The sequence below is a fragment of the Ureibacillus suwonensis genome, assembly GCF_042655065.1.
GTDB classification, from domain to species: Bacteria; Bacillota; Bacilli; order Bacillales_A; family Planococcaceae; genus Ureibacillus; species Ureibacillus suwonensis.
Genome location: NZ_JBHSNQ010000082.1, coordinates 1 through 13350, shown reverse-complemented (window position 1 = coordinate 13350; position 13350 = coordinate 1). Strand labels below are relative to the sequence as shown.

Here is a 13350-nt window from a genome sequence, read left to right as displayed (position 1 = left end):
TTAAGGAGGATGGTAATTGTGGACAACCCCCATTTATTGAACGATCTTTTAGTTGGCAAAAGTTTTCTCACTTTAAAAAATCATTCAGAAGAAGAAATCCATTATTTGATTGATTTGGCGGCCGAGTTAAAGGCAATGAAAAAGAAAAGAATTCCGCACCGCTATTTGGAAGGACAAAATATTGCCCTTTTATTTGAAAAACCTTCCACAAGAACGAGATGCGCCTTTACGGTCGCTTGTGTGGATTTGGGGGCACACCCTGAATATTTGGGAAAGCAGGATGTTCAGTTTGGTAAAAAAGAATCCACCCGTGATACGGCCATCGTTCTTGGCCGCATGTTTGATGGAATCGGGTTTAGGGGATTCAAACAATCGGTTGTGGAGACCCTTGCAGAATATGCGGGAGTCCCGGTGTGGAATGGATTGACCGATGAGTTCCATCCAACACAAGTATTGGCTGACTTTCTGACGATCAAAGAGCAAAAGGGCAGATTAAAAGGCGTGAATTTGGTGTATGTGGGAGACGGAAGAAACAACGTCGCAACCAGTCTCCTTGTGGGAGCGGCAAAAGTGGGCATGAACTTCCGAATCTGTTCCCCGAAAGAATTATTCCCTTCCGAGGAAATGGTTGCTTATGCCCAAAAGCTGGCGGAAGAATCAAAAAGCGACATTGTAATTTCAGATAATATTGATGAAACGGTAAAAGGCGCGGATGCCATTTACACGGATGTCTGGGTTTCAATGGGGGAAGAAGACAAGTTTAAAGAAAGAATCGAACTGTTGCTGCCTTATCAGGTGAACAGGAAGATGATTGAAAAAACGGGAAATGAACAGGTGATGTTCCTGCATTGCCTCCCGAGTTTTCACGATTTGGAAACGGAAATTGGGCGGAAAGTGTATGAAGAATACGGCATCAAAGAAATGGAAGTGACCGATGAAGTTTTCCAAAGCAAGCATTCCTTTGTGTTTGACCAAGCGGAAAACCGTTTACACACAATCAAAGCAGTAATGGCAGCGACGAATCACCGGCAATAAAAAAATGGACGGTAAGCGGAAGGTTCTTCCCTTGCTGTTAAGGTGAGGTGCTAATGATGAAGGAAACAAAACAATTAGGGTTATTTGCATTGATCGCACTGGTTGTAGGTTCAATGATTGGCAGCGGCGCATTCAACATGGCAGGAGACATGGCTCTCGGTGCCAATGCAGGTGCCATGTTGATCGGTTGGGTTATCACAGGGATTGGGATTATCGCCCTTGGGCTTGTATTCCAAAATCTATCCATTAAAAAGCCTGATTTGGACAGCGGTATTTATAGCTATGCAAAAGAAGGATTCGGTCCGTTTTTTGGATTTAGCAGCGCTTGGGGGTACTGGGTATCAGCCTGGCTCGGAAATATCGCTTATGCAACGCTTGTCATGTCTTCCATCGGTTATTTTATTCCGGCTTTTGAAGGCGGACAAAATGTGGCATCGATCATCGGGGCATCCGTATTATTGTGGCTGGTCCATTACCTTGTCCTTCGAGGAGTTCACTCAGCAGCATTCATCAATACAATCACAACCATCTGTAAAGTGATTCCGATTTTCCTATTTATTTTAATTACCATTTTCTTCTTTAATATCGATAAATTCACTTTCGATTTTTGGGGCAGCGGCGGCTTTTCCTGGTCGGAAGTCGCTTCCCAAGTGAAAAGCACCATGCTTGTGACATTATGGGTGTTTATTGGCGTTGAAGGTGCCGTCGTCATGTCTGGACGGGCAAAAAGTAAGTCGGATGTCGGAAAGGCGACTGTCATTGGATTAGTGAGCGTTCTTTTGATCTATGTGTTGATCACCGTGTTATCAATGGGTGTCATGACCCGGGAGGAACTGGCAGCTTTGCCGACTCCGACAATGGCCTATGTATTTGAAGCGGTTGTCGGGAAATGGGGCGCCGTCTTAATCAATATAGGATTAATCATTTCCATAATGGGAGCCTGGTTGAGTTGGACGCTCTTTGCAGCAGAGTTGCCATACGAAGCGGCAAAGGATAAAGTGTTCCCGAAATGGTTGGCCAAAGAGAATAAAAATAAAGCGCCAGTGAATTCCCTATGGTTGACGAACGGTTTAGTGCAAGTTTTCTTAATCACTTTATTATTTACCGACAAAGCCTACAATTTTATGTTCAGTTTGGCATCATCCGCCATTCTCATTCCTTACATGCTATCAGCCTTTTATCAAGTGAAACTGATACCTTTCAGGGAAAATAAAAAGCAATTCATCATCGGGATTATCGCCAGCATTTATACCGTTTGGCTCGTGTATGCCGCCGGATTGGACTATCTGCTGTTGACAATGCTGTTGTATGCCCCAGGGATCATCATTTACAAGTATACCCAAAAGGATTATGGCATCACCCGCAAAGATGCGAAATTTGAGATTGCATTAATGGGCATTTTCGTTATCCTTGCTGTCATTGCATTCGTTGGCATCATTACAGGAAAAATTGATTTTTAATCTTTGGACATAGGGTGTGAAGATAATGGAGAAAAAGAAAGTTGTCATCGCCTTGGGGGGCAATGCCATCCAAACGGGGGATGGCTCGGAAGAAGCGCAACAAAACGCCATCAGAAAAACGGTTGCACTGTTGGTTGAAATTGTGAAACTTGGTTGTCAGATTGTGATCACCCATGGCAATGGCCCACAAGTCGGCAACATTTTATTGCAGCAAAAGATTGCAGGAACACAAGGGATTCCACCGATGTCACTGGATACGTGCGGCGCCATGAGCCAAGGGATGATCGGCTACTGGATTGAAAAGGAGCTGGATGATGCATTAAGGGAGCAAGGAATTGAAAAAAACGTGGCATCAATCATCACAAGAACGGAAGTGGATCTAAATGATCCGGCGTTTGAGAATCCGACAAAACCGATCGGCCCCTATTACTCAAGGGAAGAAGCAACGCAAATCATGCAACAGACCGGCGCAAAATATGCAGAGTTTCCTGGAAGAGGATGGCGTCAAGTCGTTCCGTCTCCTCAACCAATGAATATTATCGAACATAGTGTCATTGAAAAGCTTGTGAGTTTGGATTTTATCGTCATTTGCGCCGGTGGAGGGGGAATTCCGGTTTATAAGGAAAACCATAAGTATATTGGGGTGGATGCGGTCATCGATAAAGATTTGGGTTCCGAAAAACTGGCTGAATTGATCAATGCCGATGTCCTGCTCATATTGACGGATGTCGATCATGTGTATCTTCATTTCCATCAGCCAAATGAACGGCCTTTGAAAAAGGTTTCAACCGCTGAGTTGAAAAGGCATATTGAGGAAGGCCATTTCGAAAAAGGAAGCATGCTGCCAAAGGTTGAAGCAGCCATCAAATTTGTGGAATCCAGACCGGATCGGGTGGCCATCATCACCTCTTTGGACAAAGCGCTCGATGCACTGTTGGGACAAGCCGGAACCATTGTTGAAAAATGATGATGATTTGAACCCTTCCATGCGAATCGAAATCTAAATGCGGGAAAAAAATAGAGGCGGTGGCTCATTGCTGCCGCTTATTTTTTGTCTATCAAACTGAAAAAAAGGTAATATATTAATTGAAATGCAAGATTATAAATATTCAAAAAATTTCACAAACTCTCTTGAAGTTTACGTTAACGTCAATGATAAAATATAGCCAAATTCGGGGGTGAAAGGGATGAAAACGATTCAGGAAGTGGCAAAAGAATTCAATATCACACCAAGAACCCTGAGATATTATGAAGAAATTGGATTGCTTTCACCGAATCGTACCCAATCCAATTTACGCACCTTTTCAAAAAAAGAAATTGCCAAATTGAAACTCATCATGCGCGGCAAAAGATACGGCTTTTCACTGGACGAAATAAAGGAGATGATATTGCTCTTTGATCGTGACCGTACAGGGATTAAACAACTGGAAAGAACCGTGGAGTACGGGGAACAGAAAATCAAAGAAATCGAAGAAAAAATCGAGGAGTTGACCCAATTGAAAAGGGAATTGGTGGAATTGCATTCGTCATTCAGCGAAAAACTGGCAAAAATTAAGGGGGAGGATGTCACATGAATAGTTCGATGCTATTAGCCAGAAATGCCCGCAAGTATCCAAAAAACGAGGCGGTGATTTGCCAAGGACGGCGGGTGACGTACAAAGAATTGGATGAACAGGTTACCCGATTGGGCAATGCTTTGCTCGGACTGGGCATTCAACAAGGGGATAAAGTCATCATCTTTATGCCGAATGTATTGGAATTTGTCGTTAGTTATTTTGCCATTCAACGTATTGGCGCCATTGTCGTGCCGGTGAACGCCAAATTCACCCTATCGGAAGTGGAATATGTGGCGGATCATGCACAGGCAAAAGCCATCATTGCCCATGAAGCGATTTTTGCATCCGTAGAAAATCTCCAAAATGTCGGGATCAAAATCAAAACCGGCCCAAAAAAGGAAGGGTGGCTAGACTATGACGGGCTCATTGAAAAGTCGGATAACGCGGAAATCAGATGTCTGTTAAAAGAAGACGATTATTCCACGATTCTTTACACCTCCGGAACAACAGGGAAGCCAAAAGGCGTTTTATTCAGCTATCGCAATATTTTGGCGGTTGCCCATATGATTGCCATCGAAATGGAAGTGAAGCCGGAAAGCCGGATGTTGCTGATGATGCCGCTGACACACTCGGCTCCACTGCATTTATTCTTGATGTCCGCTGTGCTGGTTGGGGCAACCAACGTACTTACACCTACTTTCACGCCAGATTTACTTATTGACACGGTGGAAAAGGAAAAAACCACCCACTTCTTTGGGGCGCCGGTTGCCTATTTGGTTACTGCATCCCATCCCCGATTGCAAACAGCGGATCTGTCTTCCATGAAATGGTGGGTATATGGAGGGGCGCCGTTATCCGAAAAAGAAGTGCGCCATATCCAACAGGCTTTCAAAACGGACAATTTAACTTGCGTATATGGTTTAACGGAAGCAGGGCCAAGCGGGACACTTCTATTCGGCTATGAACATGAAATTAAAGCGGGCAGCATCGGAAAGCGGGCGGCCTTCGGAACGGAAATCCGCATTGTGAATGAGAACGGAGAAGATGTCCAGACCGGCGAGATTGGAGAGATTGTGCTTTATGGCGAAGGGAACATGGTTGGTTACTATCGGGATGAAGAAGCAACGAAACAAGCGTTTCTCGGCGAATGGCTGAAATCAGGCGATTTGGCCCGATTCGATGAAGACGGTTATATTTGGGTGGTTGATCGGAAAAAAGACGTCATTATTTCTGGCGGTGTCAATATTTATCCGAAAGAAATCGAAGACCGGATTTTACAGTTTGGAGGAATTCATGAAGTGGCGGTCATCGGGGTACCTCATCCGGAGTGGGGGGAAACTGTGAAGGCGGTGTTCGCCGCTAAAACGCCAATTGACGTGGAAGCGTTGAAGGCATACTTATCCGAGCATCTTGCCAAATATAAAGTGCCGCGGCTGTACGAACAAGTGGAAGCGCTTCCGAGAAATGCATCCGGAAAAATTTTAAAACAACAATTGAAAGTGCAGGCGATTGTGGAATGAAAGTGCTGCAAAATGTGGTGGCAGAAAAAGAGACAAACTTTTTCTCAAGCGATGATACATTGCAAAAAATATTGGAGCAAATGCTGGATCAAGAGTTTTATGAATTTGCATTTAGAGAACTGACAGACTTCGGGGCTTTGGTATGCGGCGAGATTGATGCGCGGGCAAAGCATACGGACCGGGAAGGGGAGCCCCGTCTCATCCGCTATGATCGATACGGGGAAGAAGTATCGGAAATTTGGGTGAATGAAGGCTACAAAAAGACGGTTGAACAAACATACAATACCGGGATTGTCGGATACGTGCATAAAGAGATACCGGAGCTGGGGAGAAAAGGGAATTATGTTTACAGTTTTGCCCAAGGTTACTTGTTGTCCCACGCGGAACCGGGGTTTTATTGCCCCGTCACATTGACAATGGCCACGGCATACTTGCTGGACCATTATGCGGATGAAGAACTGAAGGCGAAATTTTTGCCGCATGTTTGTTCAACCGGTGAAGTGGAGCTGTATGAAGGAGCCACTTTCTTGACCGAGCGGCAAGGGGGTTCGGATGTCGGGGCAAATATCCTTGAAGCAAGATTTGACGGCACCCATTACCGGTTATATGGCGAGAAATATTTTGCCTCCAATGCGGGAATGTGCGGTGTTGCCATGGTGTTGGCCCGCATGCCGGGGGCTCCGGAAGGCACTAAAGGGCTCACTTTGTTTGCGGTGCCATGGAAAAAGGAAGACGGTTCGCTCAATCATCTGCGCATTCGGCGCTTGAAAGATAAATTGGGCGTCCGCGCCGTGCCATCCGGTGAAGTTGAATTTGACGGATCCATCGCCTATGTGGTGGGCGATCCGAAAAAAGGCATCTACTACATGCTGGAGGCGTTGAATTTATCGAGAATCTGTAATGCGGTCGCCTCAGTCGGAATCATGAGAAGAGCATTATTGGAATCCAAATTTTATGTTTCCAATCGCGAGGCATTCGGCCAACGATTGACGAATTACCCAATGATACAGGATACTTTGGCAAAAATGGCGTCCAAGCTCCACGTTGAAGTGGCGACGCTGTTTGACATGATCCAATTGTATGATCGGGTGACAATTGGCGAAGGAACTGAGCGGGATGTGATTTTGAACCGGCTGAACATCGCGATCATGAAGAAAGAAACGGCTGAGCAGGCCATCCATTTTGCCCACGAAGCGATTGAACTTCATGGCGGCAATGGGTACATTGAAGATTTTGTAACGCCTAGACTATTGAGGGATGCCCAGGTGCTCACCGTTTGGGAAGGTACGGCAAATATCCTGGCATTGGAAGTGATCCGCCTATTTAAAAAATACAATGCCCATAAATTGTTCATCGATGAAATGAACCGGCGTTTGCAAAAAGTGAAGGATTCGAAGCTGAAGCAAATCGTGATGGAAAAGCTTTCAGATGTCGCGGAGGATTTGGAAACATTCGCGTCCTTGGATGAAGAGACACAAACTTATGAGGGCAAAGGCATCGCCCAAAGATTGGCATGGCTGTATGAGAGTGTCGTAGCTGTCGAATGGGCCGGCCGTTACGGTGGAAAATATGAAAAGCTGGCAGACATCTATTTGGAAGATACTTGGAAGTTGCGCAAATTAGGAGATCCAATGAAGACGGTCTTGTATTTTCATGATGTGATATAAGTGCAAATTCAAGATGAGCGGAAGGGGAAATTGGATGAATTTCCCTTCCGCTCTATTATCATTGGCACTGAATTTCATTTTTTTCAAAAGCAGCTTGTAGTCCCTGCACATGATTTCAGGTTGTTAAGAGAATGAAACCCTCTTTCTATTAATTTTAATATTTCTCTAATAAACACATATTTTCTCGTTTACGCAAATATATTTCATTGATACAATAATCCTGAATCTAATTGTTGGAAGATTCAAAAAATAAAAGTGTTCCAGCACTGAAATGGGGGATTGGGGATATGTTTATTACAAATATTGTGGAAGAACATGCAATAAAACAGCCTTCCAAAAAAGCGGTTATTTTTGAAAACACAACAATGACTTATGGGGAATTATTTGAAAATGCGAAGAAGATAGCCGCCTATCTTCAAAACAGGGGCTATCAAAAAGGGGATATTGTCGCCCAATTTATGCTGAATTCAGATCTGTTTTTACCTGTCTATTTAGGTGCCAAATTGGCCGGTTTGACGATCATGCCGGTGAATACGAAACTTGCACCTCCGGAAGTGGATTACATTTTCCAGCATTCTGAAGCAAAAGCTTTATTTTTTGATGAAAAAATTGAAGAGACCATCAGGCAAACGGCCCACCGTTTTGACCACGTCATTTCCACTGCCGGAATAAAAGAAATTTTAAAAGGGAACGATACCGATTTTATTCGCGTTCCAAATGAAGGTGAAGAAACAGCCGTTGTCATGTATACATCCGGAACAACGGGAAAACCAAAAGGGGTAATGCTCACACACAACAATGTGATTGAAACGGCGGAAATTTGGTCCGATTCGATGAAGATGACGGAAAAGGATCGGACTTATATTTGTACGCCGCTCTTCCATTGTGCGGGCCTTCATGTGTTTGCCGTGCCGACTTTGTACAAGGGTGGAACCGTTGTCATAGAAGAAGCTTTCTCACCTGATCGGACATTAAAAAATCTTGTGGAAACGGAAGCGACCATCTTTTTCGGTGTGCCGGCAATGTACACCATCATCTTAAATAAACCGGAAATCGGGGAATTCAATTTCGGACATTTACGTTTGTTCTGTTACGGTGCCGCGCCGATGCCATATGAGCTCGTAAAAAAATTGAAAGACACCTTCCCGAATGTGAAAGTGCAGAATCTGTACGGACAAACGGAAAATACCCCTGCCGCGTCTTCATTGACAGATGAATATGCTCTGCAAAAAATCGGTTCGGTCGGAAAGCCGTTGAAAAAAACGCAAATCAAGCTTGTTGATCCGAATGGCGAAGAAGTGCCGACAGGGGAAGTGGGCGAAATTTGCGTGAAGGGGCCGCAGGTGATGAAAGGCTATTTGAAAAATCCTGAAGAAACAGCCAAAACAATCCAGGATGGCTGGCTGTATTCGGGGGATTTGGGGAAATTCGATGAGGAAGGATTTTTATATATCGTCGATCGGAAAAAAGACATGATCATCCGCGGTGGTGAAAATATTTACCCGGTTGAAGTGGAAGAAGTGTTGTATCAAATTCCTGAAATATTGGAAGCGGCTGTGGTCGGCGTTCCTCATGAAGTGTACGGTGAAGTGCCTAAAGCGTACGTGGTATTTAAAGAAGGAAAATCTCTCACATCAGAAGAAATCATCAATTACTGTTTGACCAAACTCGCCAAATATAAAGTGCCGGCAGAAATTGAAGAACTGGCCCAACTTCCACGGAATGCCTCCGGAAAAGTGTTGAAGCATACGTTGCGTCCAAAGAAAGAAATTGTATAGAAAGAAGGGGAAACATGAGTAATGTCTATTTGGTGAATGGTGCGAGAACGGCTTTTACTGCTTATGGCGGCTCATTTGTGAATACAGGGGCGGTCACTTTGGGAGCGGTCACTGCAAAAGAGGCCATGAAACGGGCGAAAGTTTCGCCTGAACAGATTGACCATGTCATTTACGGCAATGTCATTGCGACAAGTACAAACGCGGCGTACCTGGCGCGCCATATTGGACTTCATGCAGGTGTGCCAAAGGAAGTGCCGGCCATCACTTTGAACCGTCTTTGCGGTTCCGGACTGCAATCCATCATTACGGCGGCCCAGAATATTTTACTCGGTGAAGGGGATTTTATTTTGGCTGGCGGAGCGGAAAATATGTCCCAATCCCCTTTCTCGAACTTTGATGTCCGTTTTAAAGGGATGAAATCAGGAAACTTGCAATTTGCGGATATGTTGCAAGCAACCCTTTTCGATGAATATACGGGTACCGGAATGGGCATTACGGCGGAAAATCTGGCGGAACAATATCAGATTTCAAGGGAAGAACAGGATCAATTTGCCCTGCTTTCCCAACAGCGTGCAGCCAGAGCCCGTGAAAACGGCATTTTCAAAGAAGAAATTGTGCCTGTGAACATTCAAACGAGAAAAGAAGAATTGGCGATTAAAGAGGATGAACATATTAAAGAAAATACAACCCTTGATGCTTTAAGCAGATTAAAACCTGTGTTCAAGAAAGATGGTACAGTGACGGCAGGAAATGCATCAGGCATCAATGATGGTGCAGCTTCTGTCATTGTGGCAAGTGAAAAAGCGGTGGAGAAAAACGGTTTATCCCCGCTTGCAAGAATTGTCTCCTGGGGCATCAAGGGGGTGGATCCATCCATCATGGGAATCGGCCCGGTGCCAGCCATCAAGCAGGCATTGGAACGGGCGAATCTGACGTTGGAGGACATCGATTTGATTGAAATCAACGAGGCTTTTGCCGCCCAATATTTGGCTGTTGAAAAAGAGTTGGGATTAAATCGGGAAATTGTGAATGTCAATGGTGGCGCGATTGCATTGGGCCATCCGGTGGGGGCAAGCGGTACGCGGCTTGCGTTGACATGCGCATACGAACTGAAACGCCGCGGCGGAAAATATGGACTGGTCAGCTTATGTATTGGCGGCGGACAAGGAATCGCGATGGTCATTGAGAGGGTATAACCATATGGTATTTGCAGCGGGAGAAATATGCCGCTGCTTTTTTATTTTTTTTTGGAATTTCAAATTTGAATTCAAGTTTTTAGCTTTACAGAATCAAAGTGTATCATTATTATCTAAAATTATAAGAATTTTCAAAATTGATGTTTGCGGAGTTGTTTAAGCTAAGGAGCAGCCGGCATATAATGGAACGTTTTTTGCAACTCGAAAGCTTGAACACTATTATGTGAACAATAGAAATAAGTGTTTGGAGGAATTTTCATGAAAAAGGTAGTACTGGTTCCGCATAATAAAAAGTTCGCTGAAGCCATTTCATCCTTGTCGTCAGAACCCCCGGTCAGGAATGCTTTAAGCCTGACGGAATCCCAAACTTCAATTGAAGGCACCCTGGAGTTCATCGAATTTGTCCAAGAGCAAGAACAATTGGGGAAACAATATTCAAGAGTCATTTTTAATGAAGATGGGGATTTGATTGGCATCATTACACTGAAAGATATAAATATGGAAGAAAAAACTTGCAATATCGGCACTTGGATAGGGCATCGGTATTGGGGGAAAGGATACAACGAATCGGCGAAATCACAGATCCTTCATACGGCCTTTACCGAACTGGATTTGGAGTATGTGTTTGTTGCCGTGAAATTGTCAAATATCCGTTCCCGAAAAGCTTTAGAAAAATTGCCTTATATTAGAACGGATGTCCAGGAAGAATTCCCGGAAGAATACAAGAAATTGGAGCCGCAAATCAATGCGCCATTTATGTTGCATGTAATTGAGAAAAGCGCGTTTTTGGAATGGTATTCGGAGAACACAGAGGAGTAATTATTGTTGTACAAAAAAAAGGATAGATACAAACAGGTAAAATTCCTGATGATCTATCCTTTTCATAATTTTTTAAAAGTCTTATGCTCTATTGTCCACTATCTATTTCAATTAAACAATTTATTGGGCGATATTATTCCGCATTCACTTTTTTGGGAACACGGACCGGCTTAAAGATGGAAAGAATATAAATGATCAATCCGGCAACTCCGATGCCGATGATGGTATTGAAGGATGCCCCTGTATAGAAGCCGCTGCCAAAGTAGAATATTTCCCGCAATCCTTCAGAAGCAAAACGGATTGGCACCCATGGGCGGATGAAATATACAAAGAAATCCGGAAGCATTTCTTTCGGCGTCATCAATACACCCATTCCCAAAAGCATCACCACCATAAACAAAGTGATGGCTGTTTTTCCGATCCAGGCTGTAATGGCGGAAATGATCAAGAAGAAACAGAATGCTGCAAAGGATACGAAGGATGCGACCAATAAGTAGCTTGGCATATTAATGCCGGCAATATATCCTAATGTCGCAACGGTAAACCCTGAGAAGAGGGCGATTAAAACACCGAATAAAATTTGTTCCCCCATTAAACGCAATGTTTGTTTTCTTGTAAGCATCTCTCTTTTTAACACATTGGAAGAGGCAAGGAATACAATGAATCCTCCGATTAATGCCCCCACCCATGCAGGTACGGCCATCAGTGTTGGCGCACTGCCATTGGCGGTAGCCGCCGTCACTTCATTAAACACTTTTTCCTCTGTGACAATAGGGTTTACAAGCACAGAAGCGCTGTTTAAATCGATTTTTTGTCCCGCTAATTGCGTGGCGAAGTTTGAATAATATTGTTGGTTCAATTGGCTGATAAGGGTATTTAATGCATTTTTGGCCATGTTTGCGCCAGTCACGTTATATCCTTGGTTGATATAGATTTTGAGTGTAGCCGGTGATTTGTTGATGAGCACATGATCCAACTGATCGTTATACCCTTCCGGAATGACCAATGCGGCATAATATTGTTTATCTTTAAATAAGTCTTTGATTTCTTCTTCTTTCTCTTCTGTAAAGGCAAACATCGGTTCACCTTCGCCAGAACCTTTGCTCATTTGTTCAAGTGCTTTTTCCACTGCCTCCACATGGGCCCCTTCATCATTGACAATCAATGCCACAGGTAAATTTCTCCCTTTCGGATCACCTTGCGCAAACAGATTGATTGAAAATAGGGCGATAATCAGGATGACTGCAATTGGAGCAGCCCAGGCGAGTTTTTCTTTAAATAATTTCATGCATTACTTCCTTTCTCAATTTTCAACATGTTGTTCAGTGATGCTTTCTCATCTTATAATTTAATTAAGGTTAAAGCAATGAACAAAATTGAACACGGTGTTGAATTTTGAAAAGGGGAATTTGAATGAGTATTTATGTGGAAAAGAATCGAAGAACAAAAAAGCAAATCCAGGATGCTTTCTTGAAAATTTTGGAGGGAACATCTTTTGAAGCCATCACGGTCGGGGAAATCGCGAAAGAAGCGAAGATTAACCGCGGCACATTTTATTTGCATTATAAAGACAAATACGATTTGCAAGAGCGGATGGAGGAGGAGTTGTTTGGAAAATTGGGGGATTATATCGATGAGTTGCAATCCCGCTATACATCGACCATCACCTTTGAGAAGGAACAGGAGAGACTGGCTGCAATGTTATTCAGCTTTTTTGAAAGCCATTCCAAAATCTTAAAAATCTTTTTGAGCGATCATGGGAGTGCGGGTTTTCATTTCCGCCTGCGGGACGCTTTTATTGAAAAAGTGCGCAACAACATCGAAAAAAACGAACATTTCAATGCCACTTTGAATGTGCCGATCAATTATTTTCTATCTTTTATTACCGCGGCTTTTTTAGGATTGATTGAGGAATGGATCAAAAATGGTTTGGATCGAACGCCGGAAGAAATGACCGCCATGTACGTTGATATTATTTCATTTATAAAAAGTCAATAAAATGCATGAAAGAGGAGGATATCTACAATAACAAGTTATTTCAAATCATGCATAAAATTTTGAGGCTGGGACATAACTAATAAAGTGAACGAGCTGCAAAAAGAATTTTTGTAAAAAATTGATTGGAGTGACGGGGCGAGTGCTCCTGTCGCGCACGCTTAGTCGCAAAGCAAAAGCTTTACTGCGACGAGCCCTCTCGAGACCCCGCAGGAGCGAAGGATTGAGCTCCGAGGAGGCTCGAGCCCAATGTCATCAACTTAAGATTACATTTAATGGAAGTTTATTTGAAAATTAATCTTTAATTTAACATTCACAAAAATA

The 13350-nt window shown here is 43.5% G+C and carries 11 protein-coding genes; 10 read left to right on the top strand and 1 reads right to left on the bottom strand.

The window, feature by feature from the left end:
- The first annotated feature begins 9 nt into the window (after positions 1-9).
- The 9 genes from argF to ACFPOH_RS10195 all read left to right on the top strand — a co-directional run bounded on the left by argF (position 10) and on the right by ACFPOH_RS10195 (position 11031).
- Positions 10-1035: an ornithine carbamoyltransferase gene (gene argF, locus ACFPOH_RS10235; protein ID WP_342581558.1), complete on the top strand. Its 1026-nt coding sequence runs from the start codon at positions 10-12 to the stop codon at positions 1033-1035.
- Positions 1036-1091: 56 nt separating this feature from the next.
- Positions 1092-2495 carry an arginine-ornithine antiporter gene (gene arcD, locus ACFPOH_RS10230; protein ID WP_390309619.1) on the top strand — a complete coding sequence of 468 codons (1404 nt, stop codon included), beginning with the start codon at positions 1092-1094 and terminating at the stop codon, positions 2493-2495.
- A gap of 25 nt (positions 2496-2520) precedes the next feature.
- Positions 2521-3462 carry a carbamate kinase gene (gene arcC, locus ACFPOH_RS10225; RefSeq protein WP_342581557.1) on the top strand — a complete coding sequence of 314 codons (942 nt, stop codon included), beginning with the start codon at positions 2521-2523 and terminating at the stop codon, positions 3460-3462.
- A gap of 220 nt (positions 3463-3682) precedes the next feature.
- Positions 3683-4069 carry a MerR family transcriptional regulator gene (locus ACFPOH_RS10220; RefSeq protein ID WP_342469148.1) on the top strand — a complete coding sequence of 129 codons (387 nt, stop codon included), beginning with the start codon at positions 3683-3685 and terminating at the stop codon, positions 4067-4069.
- Complete coding sequence (locus ACFPOH_RS10215) at positions 4066-5571, top strand: class I adenylate-forming enzyme family protein (protein WP_342581556.1); 1506 nt, start codon at positions 4066-4068, stop codon at positions 5569-5571. Before ACFPOH_RS10220 ends, ACFPOH_RS10215 begins: the two co-directional genes overlap by 4 nt.
- Positions 5568-7238 (top strand): acyl-CoA dehydrogenase family protein, encoded by a 1671-nt coding sequence (locus ACFPOH_RS10210; protein WP_342469150.1) that lies wholly within the window; start codon positions 5568-5570, stop codon positions 7236-7238. Before ACFPOH_RS10215 ends, ACFPOH_RS10210 begins: the two co-directional genes overlap by 4 nt.
- Before the next feature lie 287 nt (positions 7239-7525).
- Positions 7526-9016: a class I adenylate-forming enzyme family protein gene (locus tag ACFPOH_RS10205; RefSeq protein WP_342469151.1), complete on the top strand. Its 1491-nt coding sequence runs from the start codon at positions 7526-7528 to the stop codon at positions 9014-9016.
- Between the two features lie 14 nt (positions 9017-9030).
- Positions 9031-10212, top strand: a complete 1182-nt coding sequence (locus ACFPOH_RS10200) for an acetyl-CoA C-acetyltransferase (protein ID WP_390309547.1) — start codon at positions 9031-9033, stop codon at positions 10210-10212.
- A 258-nt stretch (positions 10213-10470) separates the two neighbouring features.
- Positions 10471-11031, top strand: a complete 561-nt coding sequence (locus tag ACFPOH_RS10195) for a GNAT family N-acetyltransferase (protein WP_390309546.1) — start codon at positions 10471-10473, stop codon at positions 11029-11031.
- Positions 11032-11164: 133 nt separating this feature from the next.
- Here ACFPOH_RS10195 and ACFPOH_RS10190 read toward each other — a convergent pair whose 3' ends face one another.
- Positions 11165-12319 (bottom strand): YhgE/Pip domain-containing protein, encoded by a 1155-nt coding sequence (locus ACFPOH_RS10190; protein ID WP_390309545.1) that lies wholly within the window; start codon positions 12317-12319, stop codon positions 11165-11167.
- 125 nt (positions 12320-12444) lie between these two features.
- Between ACFPOH_RS10190 and ACFPOH_RS10185 the strand changes: the two genes are divergently transcribed.
- Complete coding sequence (locus tag ACFPOH_RS10185; protein ID WP_342581552.1) at positions 12445-13029, top strand: TetR/AcrR family transcriptional regulator; 585 nt, start codon at positions 12445-12447, stop codon at positions 13027-13029.
- Positions 13030-13350 lie beyond the last annotated feature (321 nt).

What these genes read in the sequence shown, in the direction of transcription:
- argF (WP_342581558.1), top strand. Translation starts at nt 10, where the DNA reads ATGGTAATTGTGGACAACCCCCATTTATTGAACGATCTTTTAGTTGGC.
- arcD (WP_390309619.1), top strand. Translation starts at nt 1,092, where the DNA reads ATGAAGGAAACAAAACAATTAGGGTTATTTGCATTGATCGCACTGGTT.
- arcC (WP_342581557.1), top strand. Translation starts at nt 2,521, where the DNA reads ATGGAGAAAAAGAAAGTTGTCATCGCCTTGGGGGGCAATGCCATCCAA.
- ACFPOH_RS10220 (WP_342469148.1), top strand. Translation starts at nt 3,683, where the DNA reads ATGAAAACGATTCAGGAAGTGGCAAAAGAATTCAATATCACACCAAGA.
- ACFPOH_RS10215 (WP_342581556.1), top strand. Translation starts at nt 4,066, where the DNA reads ATGAATAGTTCGATGCTATTAGCCAGAAATGCCCGCAAGTATCCAAAA.
- ACFPOH_RS10210 (WP_342469150.1), top strand. Translation starts at nt 5,568, where the DNA reads ATGAAAGTGCTGCAAAATGTGGTGGCAGAAAAAGAGACAAACTTTTTC.
- ACFPOH_RS10205 (WP_342469151.1), top strand. Translation starts at nt 7,526, where the DNA reads ATGTTTATTACAAATATTGTGGAAGAACATGCAATAAAACAGCCTTCC.
- ACFPOH_RS10200 (WP_390309547.1), top strand. Translation starts at nt 9,031, where the DNA reads ATGAGTAATGTCTATTTGGTGAATGGTGCGAGAACGGCTTTTACTGCT.
- ACFPOH_RS10195 (WP_390309546.1), top strand. Translation starts at nt 10,471, where the DNA reads ATGAAAAAGGTAGTACTGGTTCCGCATAATAAAAAGTTCGCTGAAGCC.
- ACFPOH_RS10190 (WP_390309545.1), bottom strand. Translation starts at nt 12,319, where the DNA reads ATGAAATTATTTAAAGAAAAACTCGCCTGGGCTGCTCCAATTGCAGTC.
- ACFPOH_RS10185 (WP_342581552.1), top strand. Translation starts at nt 12,445, where the DNA reads ATGAGTATTTATGTGGAAAAGAATCGAAGAACAAAAAAGCAAATCCAG.